The organism is Pseudomonas fakonensis (assembly GCF_019139895.1).
Lineage (GTDB): Bacteria > Pseudomonadota > Gammaproteobacteria > Pseudomonadales > Pseudomonadaceae > Aquipseudomonas > Aquipseudomonas fakonensis.
Genome location: NZ_CP077076.1, coordinates 76,744 through 92,972, shown reverse-complemented (window position 1 = coordinate 92,972; position 16,229 = coordinate 76,744). Strand labels below are relative to the sequence as shown.

15 protein-coding genes are annotated in these 16,229 nt (G+C 64.1%); 3 read left to right on the top strand and 12 right to left on the bottom strand.

Features of this window, described 5'->3' with window-relative positions:
* Positions 1 to 98: 98 nt before the first annotated feature.
* The 5 genes from gltP to KSS94_RS00430 all read right to left on the bottom strand — a co-directional run bounded on the left by gltP (position 99) and on the right by KSS94_RS00430 (position 4,110).
* Entirely contained in the window at positions 99 to 1,433 is a 1,335-nt protein-coding gene (gltP, locus tag KSS94_RS00450) for a glutamate/aspartate:proton symporter GltP (RefSeq protein WP_217841165.1), read from the bottom strand.
* A 725-nt stretch (positions 1,434 to 2,158) separates the two neighbouring features.
* On the bottom strand, positions 2,159 to 2,617 hold the full coding sequence (locus KSS94_RS00445) for an inhibitor of vertebrate lysozyme family protein (protein WP_217841164.1): 459 nt from the start codon (positions 2,615 to 2,617) through the stop codon (positions 2,159 to 2,161).
* 3 nt (positions 2,618 to 2,620) lie between these two features.
* On the bottom strand, positions 2,621 to 2,782 hold the full coding sequence (locus tag KSS94_RS00440) for a DUF1328 domain-containing protein (protein WP_003252966.1): 162 nt from the start codon (positions 2,780 to 2,782) through the stop codon (positions 2,621 to 2,623).
* 47 nt (positions 2,783 to 2,829) lie between these two features.
* Positions 2,830 to 3,120 carry a hypothetical protein gene (locus KSS94_RS00435; protein ID WP_217841163.1) on the bottom strand — a complete coding sequence of 97 codons (291 nt, stop codon included), beginning with the start codon at positions 3,118 to 3,120 and terminating at the stop codon, positions 2,830 to 2,832.
* Positions 3,121 to 3,294: 174 nt separating this feature from the next.
* Complete coding sequence (locus tag KSS94_RS00430; protein WP_217841162.1) at positions 3,295 to 4,110, bottom strand: BON domain-containing protein; 816 nt, start codon at positions 4,108 to 4,110, stop codon at positions 3,295 to 3,297.
* Between the two features lie 210 nt (positions 4,111 to 4,320).
* Between KSS94_RS00430 and algB the strand changes: the two genes are divergently transcribed.
* Both algB and KSS94_RS00420 read left to right on the top strand, forming a co-directional pair.
* Positions 4,321 to 5,667, top strand: a complete 1,347-nt coding sequence (gene algB, locus KSS94_RS00425) for a sigma-54-dependent response regulator transcription factor AlgB (RefSeq protein WP_217841161.1) — start codon at positions 4,321 to 4,323, stop codon at positions 5,665 to 5,667.
* An 8-nt stretch (positions 5,668 to 5,675) separates the two neighbouring features.
* Positions 5,676 to 7,442, top strand: coding sequence for a KinB sensor domain-containing domain (locus tag KSS94_RS00420; protein WP_437179987.1), 1,767 nt, complete (start codon positions 5,676 to 5,678; stop codon positions 7,440 to 7,442).
* A 318-nt stretch (positions 7,443 to 7,760) separates the two neighbouring features.
* On the opposite strand, the gene KSS94_RS00415 is transcribed toward KSS94_RS00420, so the two are convergent.
* From KSS94_RS00415 to KSS94_RS00385, 7 genes are all read right to left on the bottom strand, one after another.
* Positions 7,761 to 9,377 carry an EAL domain-containing protein gene (locus tag KSS94_RS00415; protein ID WP_217841159.1) on the bottom strand — a complete coding sequence of 539 codons (1,617 nt, stop codon included), beginning with the start codon at positions 9,375 to 9,377 and terminating at the stop codon, positions 7,761 to 7,763.
* 118 nt (positions 9,378 to 9,495) lie between these two features.
* The gene (locus KSS94_RS00410; protein ID WP_217841158.1) at positions 9,496 to 10,272 is read right to left on the bottom strand and encodes an N-acetylmuramoyl-L-alanine amidase; all 777 of its coding nucleotides are present in this window, start codon (positions 10,270 to 10,272) and stop codon (positions 9,496 to 9,498) included.
* An 82-nt stretch (positions 10,273 to 10,354) separates the two neighbouring features.
* Positions 10,355 to 12,427 (bottom strand): GGDEF domain-containing protein, encoded by a 2,073-nt coding sequence (locus KSS94_RS00405; RefSeq protein WP_217841157.1) that lies wholly within the window; start codon positions 12,425 to 12,427, stop codon positions 10,355 to 10,357.
* Positions 12,428 to 12,512: 85 nt separating this feature from the next.
* Positions 12,513 to 13,367: an endonuclease/exonuclease/phosphatase family protein gene (locus KSS94_RS00400; RefSeq protein WP_217841156.1), complete on the bottom strand. Its 855-nt coding sequence runs from the start codon at positions 13,365 to 13,367 to the stop codon at positions 12,513 to 12,515.
* A gap of 11 nt (positions 13,368 to 13,378) precedes the next feature.
* Positions 13,379 to 14,014, bottom strand: a complete 636-nt coding sequence (gene dsbA, locus KSS94_RS00395) for a thiol:disulfide interchange protein DsbA (protein ID WP_217841155.1) — start codon at positions 14,012 to 14,014, stop codon at positions 13,379 to 13,381.
* 197 nt (positions 14,015 to 14,211) lie between these two features.
* Complete coding sequence (locus KSS94_RS00390; RefSeq protein ID WP_217841154.1) at positions 14,212 to 14,829, bottom strand: c-type cytochrome; 618 nt, start codon at positions 14,827 to 14,829, stop codon at positions 14,212 to 14,214.
* Positions 14,830 to 14,860: 31 nt separating this feature from the next.
* The gene (locus KSS94_RS00385) at positions 14,861 to 15,163 is read right to left on the bottom strand and encodes a c-type cytochrome (protein WP_217841153.1); all 303 of its coding nucleotides are present in this window, start codon (positions 15,161 to 15,163) and stop codon (positions 14,861 to 14,863) included.
* 193 nt (positions 15,164 to 15,356) lie between these two features.
* Here KSS94_RS00385 and yihA point away from each other — a divergent pair, with 193 nt between their 5' ends.
* A complete protein-coding gene (yihA, locus tag KSS94_RS00380; RefSeq protein WP_217841152.1) occupies positions 15,357 to 15,986 on the top strand; it encodes a ribosome biogenesis GTP-binding protein YihA/YsxC in 630 nt (209 codons plus the stop codon).
* The last annotated feature ends 243 nt before the right edge of the window (positions 15,987 to 16,229 follow it).

Genomic DNA, 16,229 nt, shown 5'->3' with positions numbered 1-16,229 from the left:
CGCATGCCGGTGTTTGGCCGCTCCTACCAAGGGAGGGTGTGGTAGGCCAAAAACAAAAAGCCCCGACAAGTCGGGGCTTTCTGGTTCAGCTCAAGGCCTTACTGGCTGACGGTCTTGCCCGCCACCACTGCCTCGGTCTTGCCTTTGTCCAGCACCAGCGACTTGTAGTACGCCTCGCCTTTTTCAGCGTCGTACATACCCTGCCACTTGGCGATGACCACTGCAGCCAGGGCGTTGCCCACCACGTTCAGCGCGGTACGGGCCATGTCCATGATGCGGTCGACACCGGCAATGAACGCCAGGCCTTCCAGCGGAATACCCACGCTGCCCAGGGTGGCCAGCAGCACCACGAACGACACGCCTGGCACACCAGCGATACCCTTGGAGGTGACCATCAGGGTCAGCACCAGCATCAGCTGCTGGCCGATCGAAAGATCAATGCCGTACAGCTGGGCGATGAAGATCGCCGCGATGCTCTGGTACAGGGTCGAACCATCGAGGTTGAACGAGTAGCCGGTCGGCACCACGAACGAGCAGATCGACTTCGGCGCGCCGTACTTTTCCATCTTCTCGATTACGCGCGGCAGCACGGTTTCAGAGCTGGAAGTGGAGTACGCGAGGATCAGCTCGTCCTTCATGATGCGCATGATCTTGATGATCGAGAAGCCGAACACGCGCGCCACCAGGCCCAACACCATGAAGGCGAAGAAGGCGATGGCGAAGTACACCAGCAGCACCAGCTTGGCCAGCGGCAGCAGCGAGGCGAAGCCGAAGTTGGCGACGGTGGCGGCGATCAGGGCGAACACGCCGATCGGGGCGTAGTTCATGATCATGTGGGTGACCTTGAACATGGTCTCCGACACGCCCTGGAAGGTACGCACCAGCGGCTCGCGCAGCTCGGCGTTGAGGCTCGACAGGCCCATGCCGAACATCACCGAGAAGAAGATGATCGGCAGCATCTCGCCACGCATCAGCGCCGCGAAGATGTTCGACGGGATCAGGTTGAGCAGGGTCTCGATGAACGCGTGCTCATGCTGTACCTCGGCCGCCGTGGCCTGGTACTTGGAGATGTCGACGGTGCCCAGGGTACTCATGTCGATGCCGGCGCCCGGGTGGAACACGTTGGCCAGCACCAGGCCGACGACGATGGCGATGGTGGTCACCACCTCGAAGTAGAGGATGGTCTTCAGGCCGATGCTGCCCAGTTTCTTCGCGTCGCCTACCCCGGCGATACCCACGATCAGCGACGAAATCACGATCGGGACAACGATCATCTTGATCAGGCGAATGAAGATGTCGCCAGCGGGCTGGAGGACGTTGCTGATCCACCATGCCTTTTCTGCACTGAAATGATTCAGTAGCGCGCCGACTGCAACGCCCAGCAACAGACCGATGACGATCTGCCAGGCGAGGCTCAGTTTTGCCTTCTTCATGTCATTACCCTTTGTTGTAGTGGTCACGGGCATCAACCGGAAAACCGCGTCCCAGAGCCGTTAACAGCCTTCAGGTAACGCATCGTTTCCACTCGACGACCCCATGGAAGGTCACCGCGAGCGCACCTTGAGGGGGCTCGGGCCAGGGAAAAAGGCGGCAACTATTGCGATGGGGAAGGGGCCAGTCTAATGCCGGAAACGACTACCCCATGCCGAATCGGCATGAGACTCCGCACTGAAATCGGGCATCGCCAAGTGCTTGATTTTAAACGTTCGGTTTTCCGAACAAGACCAAACCGCCATATTTAGGCAGATTTGACGGTATACATGCGGGGGTTTTGATGGCGTGTTCGACAATCCGAATGGCTGAAATGCCACTTGGCTTGACCGGTCGGACAATCAAAAAAAAATCGATATACGGTCGCGACAAAATGTGTCTGAAGGAGATTTCCTACACATATATAAGAAGGGAAGGTGCTGACAGGCGCTTCGGAAGCCAGACCGACCCCGGCCGACCTGCAACTTCCGATGCCACCCTCTCCTGACCCGGCCCACGAAGGAGGTACTCCCTGTACCCCTAGGCCACTCCGATCCTGCAACAATCAGAACAGCCCGGCCCCCTGGTCATGTGCCGCCTCTCCTCGAGGCGGCGCATCATAGAAGCCAGAACGATAGAAAGGTTCAGCTTCTATTTCGTTACAGTGCGTGCCCGACCGGTAAAAAACTCAGTACCAGTTGGGGTCACGCTTGAGCTGCTCCTGCAGCAATGCCTTCATGCCGTCGTCGGGCTTGCCCAGCCAGCGGTAGTCCGCGTGACGGGTGGGCGACTTGTCCGAAGGCAGGCCCTCGGGCACCTCGACCAGCATCCCGTAGGCATCGTCCTTGTCCCAGCTGAACGCCACGATCAGGCGCTTGTGGGTGCAGTTGCCCTGCGACTCGCACAGCGGGCCGACCAGGTACTGGTCACCGTCCTCGGTGACCGCCGACATCTGCAGCGGCGCGCTGCCGGTCAGGTTGATCACCCACTCCGGCAGGCGCTCCTCACCCTTGATCGTGTCCTGCCAGGTTTCCCGGTATTCGGGGTCTGTGCCAAGCAGCTGGTTGGCACGGACCTGGCCGTCATTGGCCGCCATGGCCGTGGTAACGGCGCCCAGCAGCAGGGCGCCGGCCAGGATCCTGTTCATGGGTCAGCCCCTGCCGCGTCCGAAGAAGAAAGAAGCCACGAACAGCACCAGGAAGACGATGAACAGAATCTTCGCGATACCGGTTGCGGCGCCGGCGATACCACCGAAGCCCAGTACGGCTGCGACGATGGCGATGATCAGGAAGGTGATAGCCCAGCTCAGCATGGTGTTACTCCTTTCTTGTACGTAATCGATGGCCGGCGCAGGAGGGGTCAGAACACCCAACGCTCCTGCGGCGTGACGGTTTCCAGTACGGCAGGGGTGGTGGCATTGGCCTGGGTCGGCAGCGGCTCGGCGGCGCGCACCAAGGTGCTGGCACGGCTCGCCTTCATCTGCGTCAGCAGCGCCGTTTGCGCCGCCACCTGTTGGGCCAGCTTGGCGGTCTGCAAGCTGTAGTAGAACTGCCCGGCTGCCAGCGTGAGCAGCACGGCCATGCCTAGGAACAACACCTGGCGAAGCGGCAAAACGGCGGACTGCATGCGGTTGACGGTTGGGCGGTTCATGCCGGTGGCTCCTGCTGTACTTGTTATCTAGACCTGAACAAGACATTGCAGCCTGCATGCCAGCCTTTGACTTGAAATAAAAACCTTTTAAATCAATGAGTTAATTCAATAACAGAAATAGACCAAGTCGTATCCTGCACGATGCCCCCTTCGGGCACCGTGCGTTTTGCACGATCAGCCTTCCACCTTGCTGGCCACCTTGAGCAAGTCGGCATCCACGCCGCGCACGCCGACGATCTGCCGGGCCACGTCGATGGCGATGGTGCGCTGCTCGCTGCTGACCACCTCGCCCGACAAGCGCACCATGCCTTGCTCGCTGGCGACCTTGATGTTCAGCCCGTCCAGGTTGCGACTGAAGCGGTAGCTGGTCTGGATCTTGTCGATGATCCAGCTGTCCCCGGGCTGTGGCCCGCTGGGCGCGTCCAGCGGCTTTTCCCGGGCCTTGGCCAGGGCAGTGCTGTCGAGGCTGACCAGGTTGTTGACCAGGTGCACGCCCTCGGTGGTGCGCGCCAGCACGCCGGCCAGCTCCTTGGCCTCGGGGCTGTCGACCTTGCCGCGCAGAGTGACCACACCCTCGCTGCTCTGCACCTCGATGGGCGCTTTTTCGGTTACCCGGCTCCACAGCAAGCGCGCGCGGATCACCGCGCCCAGGGTGGCGTCGTCCAGGCGCTGGGCGTAGGCGCGCGGCTCCAGCGGCCGCTCGATCAGCGCCGGGTTGACCTGCAACTGGTTGTCGACCGTGTCGATACCGCGGGTGGCCAGCGCCACCCGCTCGGCCAGGTCGCGCTCGACGGGGTTTTCCACTTCACCGCTGAGCCGGGCCTTGGCCCCATCGACCTGCACCTTGATCGGGAAGGGGTTGAGAATGCGGTTGAGCGCCAACGCCGTCTGCAGCGAACCTTCCAGACGGGCATCCTGGGCCGGGTCGGCCGCTGCCAGCAGCGGTACCAGGCAACAGGCGAGCACTACCATTCGAGGGGAAAAGCGCATGGGTCTACCTCCTTACGAATACTTCAACCCTGGGTCTTCGCAACCTGCATGCCAGCTACCGGACAACAAACAACTTCATTGTTATCAGCCAGTTAGCCATCATGAAGGCATGCGGCTAGCATGCATGGCACGGAATCAATCAGAATCGACCATGCAACTTGCCCGATTTTTCCGACACTAATTGAGATCAATCCCAAAGGAGCGCAGGAAATGGAATCAGCCCAGGACAACCAAGGCCGCATTCTGCTGGTGGATGACGAGTCCGCGATCCTGCGCACTTTCCGCTACTGCCTGGAAGACGAAGGCTACAGCGTGGCCACCGCCAACAGCGCCGCCCAGGCTGAGACCCTGTTGCAGCGCCAGGTGTTCGACCTGTGCTTCCTGGATTTGCGCCTGGGCGAGGACAACGGCCTGGACGTGCTGGCACAGATGCGTATCCAGGCGCCATGGATGCGCGTGGTGATCGTCACCGCCCACTCGGCCATCGACACTGCCGTAGACGCCATCCAGGCCGGCGCCGCCGACTACCTGGTCAAGCCCTGCAGCCCCGACCAGCTGCGCCTGGCCACCGCCAAGCAGCTTGAGGTACGCCAGCTGTCGGCACGCCTGGAAGCCCTCGAAGGCGAAGTGCGCAAACCCAAGGATGGCCTCGATTCCCACAGCCCGGCCATGATGGTGGTGCTGGAAACCGCCCGGCAGGTGGCCACCACCGACGCCAACATCCTCATCCTCGGCGAATCCGGTACCGGCAAGGGCGAACTGGCCCGCGCCATCCACGGCTGGAGCAAACGCGCACGCAAGGCCTGCGTGACCATCAACTGCCCATCGCTGAACGCCGAGCTGATGGAAAGCGAGCTGTTCGGCCACACCCGCGGCGCCTTCACCGGGGCCAGCGAAAGCACCCTGGGGCGGGTCAGCCAGGCCGATGGCGGCACGCTTTTTCTCGACGAGATCGGCGATTTCCCCCTCACGCTGCAACCCAAACTGCTGCGCTTCATTCAGGACAAGGAGTACGAGCGGGTCGGCGACCCGGTCACCCGCCGCGCCGATGTGCGCATTCTGGCGGCCACCAACCTCAACCTCGAGGAGATGGTCCGCGAGAGCCGCTTTCGCGAAGACCTTTTGTATCGCCTGAACGTCATCACCCTGCACCTGCCGCCGCTGCGCGAACGCAGCGAGGACATCCTCACCCTGGCCGACCGCTTCCTGGCGCGCTTCGTAAAAGACTACTCGCGCCCGGCCCGCGGCTTCAGCGACGAAGCCCGCGCCGCACTGCTCAATTACCGCTGGCCGGGCAACATCCGTGAACTGCGCAACGTGATCGAACGCGCCAGCATCATCTGCCCGCAGGAGCGGGTCGAAGTCAGCCACCTGGGCATGGGCGAGCAGCCCGCCAGCAACGCCCCCCGGGTGGGTGCGGCGCTGAGTCTGGACGAGCTGGAGCGCGCCCATATCGGCGCGGTGCTGGCCGCCAGCGATACCCTCGACCAGGCCGCCAAGACCCTCGGTATCGACGCCTCCACCCTGTACCGCAAACGCAAGCAGTACAACCTGTGAAATGGCCGATGAAGCTGCGCACGCGGCTGTTCCTCAGCATCTCGGCGCTGGTCACGGTGGCCTTGCTGGGGCTGCTGCTGGGGCTGGTCAGCGTGCTGCAGATGGCGACCATGCAGCAGCGCCTGGTGCAGGACACCACCCACACCCTGGCGCTGGGCCTGCAACTGCGGCAGAACCTGGGTGAGCAGTTGAACCTGATCCTCGACGAGGACAGCGACCCGAACAACCTGATGACCCTGCAGAACCAGTTCCAGGGCCTGCTCAACCAGGGCCTGGAGCAGGGCGGCGAGCGTACCGGCTTCAGCAAGGCCAGCAGCAACTACCAGGCGTTTCTCCAGGCCTGGCGCGAAAGCAAGGCGCCGGCCCGCAGCATGGGCGTGGAACAACCGCTGGGGGCCGCCTTCAACCAGGTACGCACCGACCTGATCGACTCGCACAAGCAAACCCTCGAGCACATCACCCGCGCCGAAGAGAAATCCCGCGACCGCGCCCTGCTGATCAGCGGCCTGCTGGGCCTGATGGGCCTGACCGTGCTGGTGCTGGGCTTCATCACCGCGCACAACATTGCGCGGCGCTTCGGCCAGCCGATCGAGGCCCTGGCCAAGGCTGCCGACCAGGTTGGCCAGGGCAACTTCGACGTCACCCTGCCGGTCACCCAGGCCACCGAGCTGAACCAGCTGACCCGGCGCTTCGGCCTGATGGCCGATGCCCTGCGCAAGCACCAGGCCACCAACGTCGACGAGCTGCTGGCCGGCCAGCAGCGTCTGCAGGCCGTGCTCGACAGCATCGACGACGGCCTGTTGATCATCGACCGCCAGGGCCGCCTGGAACACCTCAACCCTGTGGCCCAGCGTCAGTTGGGTTGGGACCCAAGCCGCCTGGGGGTGAGCCTGGCCGAAGCCTTGCAGCGCCCGGAGCTGGAGCAGCAGATGCGCCAGGTGCTACGCGGTGGCAGCCTGGATCGCCCGCCAGAAGACCTCAGCCTTGAGGTGGACGACGAAAGCCGCCTGCTGACCTACAGCCTGACCCCGGTCAGCCACCCCCAGGGGCCGATCCTCGGCGCGGTGATGGTGTTGCACGACGTGACCGAACAGCGTGCCTTCGAGCGGGTACGCAGCGAGTTCGTGCTGCGCGCCTCCCACGAACTGCGCACCCCGGTCACCGGCATGCACATGGCCTTCGGCCTGCTGCGCGAGCGCCTGAAGTTCCCGCCCGAGGCCCGCGAGCACGACCTGTTGGAGACCATTGGCGAAGAAATGCAGCGCCTGACCCAGCTGATCAACGACCTGCTCAACTTCTCCCGCTACCAGAGTGGCCTGCAGAAGCTGGAACTGGGCCCGTGCAACCTCGACGAGCTGTTCCAGCGCGCCGAACAGCGCGTTGCAGGGCTGGCGGCAGACAAGCACATCGAGCTGGTGCGCGAGCTGGAGCCGCCACTGCCGCGCATCCAGGCCGACATCGCCCAACTCGACCGGGTGCTGGACAACCTGCTGCACAACGCCATCCGCCACACCGCCAACGGCGGGCGCATCCGCCTGCACGCGCGCCGGCATGCCGAACGGGTGATCATCAGCGTCGAGGACAACGGCGAAGGCATTGCCTACGGCCAGCAGGGGCGAATCTTCGAGCCGTTCGTGCAGGTGGGCCGCAAAAAAGGCGGTGCCGGGCTCGGGCTGGCGCTGTGCAAGGAGATCGTGCAACTGCACGGTGGGCGCATGGGGGTGTTCTCACGCCCCGGGCAGGGCACGCAGTTCTACATGGCATTGCCGGTGTGAGGGCCATTGCAGCCCTGGCCCTATCGCCGGCAACCGGCACTCACAACCTACTGGTTCAACACGGTCTCTGTAGGAGCGGCCTTGTGTCGCGATGGGCTGCGCAGCAGCCCCGGCAATTTCGCATGATGCAAAAATCCTGGGGCCGCTACGCGCCCCATCGCGACACGAGGCCGCTTCCCACAGAGACCGTGTTAAATCAATGAGTTGTAGTTTGTTCTGTAGGAGCTGGCTTGCCAGCGATTGGGCCCGGTCAGGAATATGCGTTTGCAGGCCCGGCCCTATCGCCGGCAAGCCGGCTCCTACAGGGATCGCGCCAGCTCACAATTCATCATCGACACGCCGCCCCGCCACCCGCCGGCCGCGGGTAATCAGTTCGGCGAACTGCCGTGCGCTGAGCGGGTGGGCGAACAGCCAGCCCTGGCCGTAGTTCACCCCCTCGCTGCTGAGCAGCCCGGCCTGGTCCTCGCTCTCGATACCTTCGGCGATCACCCGCAGGTTCAGGTCATGGGCCATGCGGATGATATGCGGCGCCACACCGCTGCTGGCAGCATCGTGGCCAAGGGCGTCGATGAACGCCTTGTCGATCTTCAGGCAATCCACCGGCAAGGTCTGCAGGTAGGCCAGGCTGCAGTAGCCGGTGCCAAAGTCGTCGATCAGCACCTGGTGCCCGGATGCGCGCAACGCCTGCAGGTTGTCCCGCGCCACCACCACATCGATCAACCCGCGCTCGGTCACCTCGAAGGCGATCTGGCGGGCGGCAACCCGGTGCTGGGCCAACAACTTTGCGGCCACCTGGCCGATGCGCGGCGCAGTCACATCACAGGCCGCCAGGTTGATCGATATGTACAACTGCGGGTTGGCCCGCAGCAACTGCCCCAGTTGCTCGAGCACTCGCTGCAGGACGAAATCGGTAATCGGGCGGATCTGCCCGGTGTTCTCCGCCAGCGGGATGAACAGGTCCGGGCTGGTCAGCGTACCGTCCGGGCGGCGCCAGCGCACCAGCGCCTCGGCGCCGACACAGCGCCGGCTGTCCAGCTCGAAGATCGGCTGGTACAACACCTGCAACTCGCCACGGCGCAGCGCCTGTTGCAGCTCGGAGCTCATCGAGCGGCGCTGCTGGATCAGTTGCAATGCCAACCAGCCGATACAGCAGGCCAGCAGCAGGCTACCGGGGTACAACAGCCACAGCAGGCCGTTGAGGCGCATTGGCAGGCTGGCCCGCGGGGCGATCAGTACCAGCTGGTAGTCCGGCGACTTGGTGGCCATGCGGTAGACCAGCTTGTCGTGCAGCTCGAGCAACGACTTGTGCGACGGTGGCGGCCAAGCGTCGGTGGGCGGCCAGGCCTGGGCCGGGCCCAGCACCGGTATCGCCCGGGTGCCGCGGTCGAGCACCACCAGCAGGCTGCCGCCCGGCGGCAGGTCGACCACATCGCTCAGGTGCCCGCGCGAGGTGGACACCAGAAAGTTGCCCCGCCCCAGCATCAGCGCCGCTAGGTTTTCGTTGGGTTCGGTGGTGGTGTTCAGCCAGTAGCTGTAGGTGGGGCCCTGGATATCCGGGCCGCGTAGCGGCGCAACGACTCGCTCGCCACGGTTGGAGCAGGCAACCTGGCTGTCGACGTAGGCTGCCTCGTAGATGAACCGCGAGGCCAGCGCGACTTGCTGCAACTGTGCCTGCATCGCCTGGCTGCAACCGCGCAGCGGCTGGGCCTGCAACTGATCGACGCCTTCGCGCAGCTGGCCGAACACCTGCTCCAGGCGGTCGAGAAAGCGCTCGCCCCGGGCGTTCATCTGCGCGCTTTCGCTCTGCCTCATCTGCTGCAACGTCACCCCCACGCTGCCGGCCAGCAGCAGCGCGGCACTGCCCAGGGCCGCGAGCACAGCCAGCAGCCAGGGGTGGTGGAAATATTGGCGCACTGTGGCGATGAGGGCGAGCATGCGCGGCATCCGGTTGAATACTCAAAGGTATAGCAACGGAACGGCCGCCCGGCGTCGCCGTTGGGCGGCGCGCCACAGGCGTTGGCGCGAAAGCCGGCGCCTACAGCGGCTTGCGCGCTTAGCGCATGCTGTTGAGCACCTGCAGCATGGCGGCGGTCTGCGCATCAGGCATGCCGTCGAAACGCTGCGGGCGGAAGCGCATCTGGAATGCGGCGATCACGTGGCGGGTGGCCACGTCCAGCTCGCCGGTCTGGTCGATGGCATAACCAAACCGCGCCAGTTGCTGCTGATACCAGCCCACCGCCGGCGGGTTGGCCTCGAAATACACCTGCTGACGCGCCACTGCAGCGGCCTCTGGCCAGATGCTCAGCCCGGCGTCGGCCAGGCGCTTCCACGGGAACAGCGGGCCAGGGTCGAGCTTGCGCAGCGGGGCGATGTCGCTGTGGCCGATGACGTGCTGCGGGGCGATGCCGTTGCGCTTGACGATATCCTTCAGCAAGGCGATCAACGCCTGCACCTGGGCCTCGCTGTACGGGTGCCAGACCCGACCGCCCGGGGTATCGGTATAACCCGGGTTGACGATCTCGATGCCGATGGAGGTGGAGTTGAGCCAGGTGCGGCCCTCCCACTGGCTGTCGCCGGCGTGCCAGGCACGGCGACTCTCGTCCACCAGCTGGTAGACCGTGGCCGGCCCGTCGCCGATCAGGTAGTGGCTGCTCACCTCGCCATGGGTGAGCAGCGCCAACGAGCGCTCCAGGGAGGCGTTGGTGTAGTGCACCACGACGAACTGGATGCGGTTGTCCTGGTTGACCGAAGGGTGGCTGCGGTCGATGCGCAGGCCGCTGGAGCAACCGGCCAGGGCGAGCAACAGCAGGGCAGTGAAGAATGTTTTCATTGAGAGGAGCACGTCATGATGAGCCGACAACAGCGCTACAGTATAACGTGCGCCACTCCAGGCATCGTGGGCCTTTTGCTACTTAACCTTGTTCGACGCGGTTGCGGCCCTGATCCTTGGCGCGATACAGCGCTTCGTCGGCGCGCTTGAGCACCTGGTCACTGCGCTCGCCCGAACGGAACGCGCTGATGCCGATCGACGTGGTGATCACCACCCGCTCGCCCTTGAAATGGAACGGGCAGGCCTCGATCGCCGCGCGCAGGGCTTCAGCCACCTGCACGGCAGCGGGGGGCGAGGTCTGCGGCAGCAGCAGCACGAACTCCTCGCCACCAAAGCGGGCGATGAAATCACGCCCGCGCAGACGCTTGCGCAACTGGTCGGCGACGATCTTCAGCACCTTGTCACCGGCCAGGTGGCCGTATCCGTCGTTGATGCGTTTGAAGTGGTCGAGGTCGAGGATGGCCATGGCCAGGTGGCCGCCGCTCTCTTGCCATTCGAGCACTTCGCGCTCGACCTGCTCGGACCAGGCAGCGCGGTTGGGCAGCCCGGTCAACGGGTCGATCATCGCCTTCTGGCGTTGCTCCTCGAGGTGCTCGCGGTAGCCGAGGGCTTCCTGCTCCATGCTCGCTACACGCTCGGCCAACCCTTGCAGGCGCCCGGCCAGCTCCTGCTCGCGGCGGTCGCGCTCGAGCTGGTGATCATCCATGGTCACCAGCAGGCCTTCGAGACGGCTCTCCAGGATGTGCTTGAGACTGTCGACGTCAGCAGCACCCTGCACGCTGCTCTGCAGGCCGTCGACCTGCTCGCGCAGCTGGCTGTCCAGCTGGCGGGCGGCAGAGCTGTTGTCGGCATGGCCGGTGCTGGCCTCGTGCAGGTGGCTCTGGAAGGTTTCCAGGCGCTCGTTGAGTTGCTGCAGGTAGGCCTCGAACTCGTGCTGGCCGCTGTCGGTGATTGCCAGCATGAGCACTGCCAGGTCGTCCAGCACCGGGATCAGCTCGTACCAGTTCAGGCCACGGGCCACCCGCTCGCGCATCTCAAGGGCCTGGGCCTTGTGGCGCTCGGGCAGGCTGAGGTCGTCGAGCAGGCCGATCAGGGTTTGCTCGATATGGGCGGCGACTTGGCTGTACGGCGGCTCGACTGCGTCGGGGAGGGCATAGGGGCCGTCTTCGCCTTCGAGCAGTTCGGATGGCTCGGTGGGTTCGACTGCTTCTTCTACTGGCTCTTCTGCCGGCACCTCAAGCGCAGCTTCAACTACAGCCGGTTCGGTTACTGGCTCGGCGTCGGGTTGCTGCGGCGTATCGGCTACCGGTGCAGGCGCCGTCACGGCATCGATCAACGCCGACCCAGGCACGTCTGCGTGGGGCTCAGGCGATGGAGCGTGAACGGGCTCCTGGGCTACGGGCTCAGGTTGGGGAGCAGGTTGAAGAACACCAGCGGGCAAGGGGTGAAGCTCGTCGACGTCCTGCTGTTTGGGGGCTGGATCCTGTGGGGCAGGTTTGGCGGCCTCATCGCGGGGCAAGCCCGCTCCCACGGGCTCGGACGCTTCTTCGTGGGTATTTTGCGTTTTCGCCGGGGCCGCTGGGGCAGGTGCCGTGGGCTCGTGGGCGGGGAGCGCTTCGTCGTGGGCCTCGTCGCGGCCACCGAACAGCCGCTGCAATAGGCCGGGGCGGGCTTCTTCGCCGGGCTTTTGTACCGCATTCAGGGCCTTGCCCTGCAGGCCGCTGAGCTCACCCAGCAACGGCGGCAGGTCGCGGGACTGGGCGACGCCGCCGTCGAGCTTCTTCGCCAGCTTTTTCAGCGGGCGTGAGACCTCGCCGGGCAGGGGCAGGGCTTGCAGCTGGGTGACCAACGCAGTCAGCGCATCGCCAACCTGGTTCATGCGGGTTTCGCGGCGCTGCTCGGAGTCGAGCACGGCCTTTTCCAGGCGCGGAATCAACCCGGCAAGGCCGGCGTCCATATTGTCGCTGCGGATCACCTCGCGCATTTCCTTCATGCACTGGTCGACGATCTTGTCGCTACCCTCCGCCGCCAAGGTGCTGCGCACCAGGCCACGGCGCAGCAAGTCGAGGCGGGCTTCCCAGCGCCGCTCGAGCTTTTCCTGCTGCTCGATGCTCTTGAGGTATTTTTCTTTCCAGCGCTCGGCTTCTTCGGTCATGCCTGGATCCGCATCCGGTGAGGGCGACTAGCCCTCTGATGACTCCATTTCGGCGCGAAAACCGAACACTTGAGTGCTGTAGAGGCTAGGTAAGGACCGGCAGCGTATCGGTAGTCAGTGCGTCAGGCAATCGGATCTCGACGGCAACCGGAAGGTGGTCCGAAATCGGCTGCGCCAGCACCTCGACGCGCTCAAGCGTAAGGCTGGGGCTGAGCAGGATGTGGTCGAGGCAGCGCTGCGGCCGCCAGCTGGGGAAGGTGGCCTCGACCTGGGGCGCGATCAGGCCCAGGTCACGCAACGGCGAGTGCTCGATCAGGTCGGTGGCATGGGTGTTCATGTCGCCCATCAGCACCTGGTGGCGGTAGCCGCCGATCAGCTCACGGATGTAGGCCAGTTGCCGGGAACGGGTCTTGGCACCCAGCGCCAGGTGCATCATCACCACGATCAGCGCATCCTCGCCCTCGCCGAAACGCACCAGGATCGCCCCGCGACCGGCAGGGCCGGGCAGCGGATGGTCCTCCAGGTGCTGGGGTTTCAAGCGGCTGAGCACGCCATTGCTGTGCTGGGCGAAGCGCCCGAGGTTGCGGTTGAGCTGCTGATACCAGTAAGGGAAGGACCCAAGCTGGGCCAGGTGTTCGACCTGGTTGACGTAGCCCGAACGCAGGCTGCCGCCGTCGGCCTCCTGCAGGGCCACCAGGTCGAAGTCGCCAAGCAGCTCGCCGATTTTTTGCAGGTTGCCGGCCCGCCCGGTGTGCGGCAGCAGGTGCTGCCAGCTACGAGTCAGGTAATGGCGGTAGCGCTCGGTGCTGATGCCGACCTGGATATTGAAACTGAGCAGCCGCAGGCGGCCATCTTCCGGCAGGCCAGGGGCCTGCAGGTGATGTTCGTTGACCTGCGGCTGGTGCAGGCCGACGATGCGCGAGGTGCGAAAGCGGCCCATGCTGGCGCCGCTTACTTAGCGGCGCGCTCCTTGGCGATCAGCTGGTCGGCAACGTTGAGCACGCCTTCCGGCCCTTGGGCGGTGCCCAGGTCGAAGCGGTACTTGCCGTTGACCACCATGCTCGGCACGCCGGTGATTTCGTACTTTTTCGCCAGTTCCTTGGCCTGGTTGACCTGGCCCTTGATGGCGAACGAGTTGAAGGTGGCGAGGAACTTGTCCTTGTCGACGCCCTGGGTGGCGAGGAAGTCGGCCATATCCTTCGGGTCGGTCAGGCGCTTGCGCTGGTTCTGGATGGCATCGAACACCGCAGCGTGCACCTTGTGCTCCACACCCATGGCTTCGAGGGTCAGGAACATCTGGCCGTGGGCATCCCAGGGGCCGCCGAACATGGCCGGTACGCGCTTGAAGTTGACGTCCTTGGGCAGCTTGTCGACCCAGGGGTTGATCACCGGCTCGAAGTGGTAGCAGTGCGGGCAGCCGTACCAGAACAGCTCGACGACTTCGATCTTGCCAGGCACCGACACCGGTACCGGGTTGCTCAGCTCGATATATTCCTTGCCGGCCGTGGCGGGCTCTGCGGCCTGCACGGCAACCATACCGAAGGCGCTGGCGGCGACCAACGCAGCGCTGAGAATCAGTTTACGCATGCTTTACTCCTGAGCAGTCTTTGGTCGCCTCGACGCGGCCTGTTGTGTGACAGGCCGGGAAGGGCGTGAGTTCTGTAGTGTACGACCCTGAACGAAAAAAAGGGCAGCGCGGGCTGCCCTTTCATCTTTGTCGCACAGTATTAACCGATTGTTAAAGCCCGGGCTGTGCTGCGGCGTTCGACCTTGTGGGAGCGGACTCAGTGCAGCCCCTGGATATAACTGGCGATAGCCTCGATATCATGGTTGCTGAGCTTGCCGGCAATGGTGCGCATGGTCATGGCGTCGCCGTCGTTGGTGCGGTTGCCTTCGCGGAAGTCGGTCAACTGCTTGCTGACGTACTGCGCATGCTGGCCGCCCAGGTGCGGGAAGCCGGCCAGGGCAATGCCTGCGCCGTTCGGCGAGTGGCAACCGGTGCAGGCCGGCATGCCTTTTTCGAGGTCGCCACCATTGAACAGCGCCTTGCCACGCTCGACCAGTTTCGGGTCGGCGGCGCCCACGCTGCCTTTTTGGCTTGAGAAATACGCCGCGATATCAGCCAGGTCCTGGTCATTGAAGTTGGCCAGCATGCCGGTCATCTCCAGCACAGTGCGTTTGCCGGACTTGATGTCGTGCAGTTGCTTTTCCAGGTAGCGCTGGCCTTGGCCGGCGAGTTTGGGGAAGTTCGGCGCCAGGCTGTTGCCGTCAGGGTTGTGGCAGGCCCCACACACCGCTGTTTTTGCCTGGCCCGCGGCGGCATCGCCTTTGATGGGGTCCGCAGCACTTGCCGCACCTGCGACCCCCATGGTCAACAGCAGACTCACGAATAGTTTGTTCATCAGCTAATCCAACACGGCTAAGGGTGAAATGTTATGTATCGGGACTGCCACTCATCCAAAGGATGACCAATCGGTAGTCCTCGGCACTGCAGTCCATGCACAATCCACGCGGCGGCATAGCCTTGAAACCCTGTGTAACATGCACCACCAGTTGCGCCATGCCTTGCGCCAGCCTGGGTTCCCAGGCTGCCCGGTCACCCCGCATGGGGGCCTGTGGCAGCTGACCGGCGTGACAAGCCGCACACGTGCGGTTGTACAACGCCTCGGGATCCTGTGTAGCCTGTGCGCTGAAAATCGGCAGGAACACACCGACAGCTAGCAGCCATTTCGCCAAGCGGAACGACCTGACAGGGTTGGGGGACGCGCTGCGTTCTGATGCGCGAGCTATTGTTCGACACCCCATGCCCGTTCTCCTTCGCTGGGAGAATGAGCACACAAAAACTGGGGCATTATATACTTCCGCCATCCAAACGGAAACGACACCGCTTGCCGGCCCAGGCCTTGGCAACACCCACATCGGATATCCCATGCAAGTCAAGAACCCCATCCTCGGCCTCTGCCAGAAAGCCAAATTCGCCCTCAGCGCTGCCAAGGTCGAACAATGCCCGGACGACCAGGGTTACGAGGTGGCCTTCGCCGGCCGCTCCAACGCCGGCAAATCCAGCGCCCTCAACACCCTGACCCATGCCAGCCTGGCGCGGACTTCCAAGACCCCGGGCCGCACCCAGCTGTTGAATTTCTTCAGTCTGGACGATGAACGGCGTTTGGTCGACCTGCCGGGCTACGGTTATGCAAAAGTGCCGATTCCGCTCAAGCAGCACTGGCAGAAGCACCTGGAGGCGTACCTCGGCAGCCGTGAGTGCCTGCGCGGGGTGATTTTGATGATGGACGTGCGCCACCCGATGACCGACTTCGACAAGATGATGCTCGACTGGGCCAAGGCCAGTGGCATGCCCATGCACATCCTGCTGACCAAGGCCGACAAACTCACCCACGGCGCCGGCAAGAACACCCTGCTCAAGGTGCAGGCCGAAATCCGCAAGGGCTGGGGCGACGCCGCCACCATCCAGCTGTTCTCGGCGCCCAAACGCCAAGGGTTGGAAGAAGCCTACCGGGTGCTGGCGGACTGGATGGAGCTGGAAGACAAGCCGGCCTGAGGCGGCACCCGGCCGTGTAGGAGCGGCCTTGTGCCGCGATGGGCCGTGTAGCGGCCCCAGGAAATCAGCCGCACAGCATAAGTTGCCGGGGCTGCTGTGCAGCCCTTTCGCGGCACAAGGCCGCTCCACAAGTTGCGCAGGGCACTGAGGACCAAATTTCAGGCAAAAAAAACCCCGGACTTCATATGGGGAGGGGGAAGTTCGGGGTTCAAGTCCGGACCGCCAGAGGCAAGTCCAGGTATC

Coding starts and splice junctions, on each gene's coding strand:
- KSS94_RS00390 (WP_217841154.1), bottom strand. CDS start 14,829: ATGAACAAACTATTCGTGAGTCTGCTGTTGACCATGGGGGTCGCAGGT.
- KSS94_RS00405 (WP_217841157.1), bottom strand. CDS start 12,427: ATGACCGAAGAAGCCGAGCGCTGGAAAGAAAAATACCTCAAGAGCATC.
- KSS94_RS00415 (WP_217841159.1), bottom strand. CDS start 9,377: ATGCTCGCCCTCATCGCCACAGTGCGCCAATATTTCCACCACCCCTGG.
- KSS94_RS00435 (WP_217841163.1), bottom strand. CDS start 3,120: ATGAACCGCCCAACCGTCAACCGCATGCAGTCCGCCGTTTTGCCGCTT.
- KSS94_RS00445 (WP_217841164.1), bottom strand. CDS start 2,617: ATGAACAGGATCCTGGCCGGCGCCCTGCTGCTGGGCGCCGTTACCACG.
- yihA (WP_217841152.1), top strand. CDS start 15,357: ATGCAAGTCAAGAACCCCATCCTCGGCCTCTGCCAGAAAGCCAAATTC.
- KSS94_RS00410 (WP_217841158.1), bottom strand. CDS start 10,272: ATGAAAACATTCTTCACTGCCCTGCTGTTGCTCGCCCTGGCCGGTTGC.
- dsbA (WP_217841155.1), bottom strand. CDS start 14,014: ATGCGTAAACTGATTCTCAGCGCTGCGTTGGTCGCCGCCAGCGCCTTC.
- KSS94_RS00440 (WP_003252966.1), bottom strand. CDS start 2,782: ATGCTGAGCTGGGCTATCACCTTCCTGATCATCGCCATCGTCGCAGCC.
- KSS94_RS00400 (WP_217841156.1), bottom strand. CDS start 13,367: ATGGGCCGCTTTCGCACCTCGCGCATCGTCGGCCTGCACCAGCCGCAG.
- algB (WP_217841161.1), top strand. CDS start 4,321: ATGGAATCAGCCCAGGACAACCAAGGCCGCATTCTGCTGGTGGATGAC.
- gltP (WP_217841165.1), bottom strand. CDS start 1,433: ATGAAGAAGGCAAAACTGAGCCTCGCCTGGCAGATCGTCATCGGTCTG.
- KSS94_RS00420 (WP_437179987.1), top strand. CDS start 5,676: ATGAAGCTGCGCACGCGGCTGTTCCTCAGCATCTCGGCGCTGGTCACG.
- KSS94_RS00430 (WP_217841162.1), bottom strand. CDS start 4,110: ATGCGCTTTTCCCCTCGAATGGTAGTGCTCGCCTGTTGCCTGGTACCG.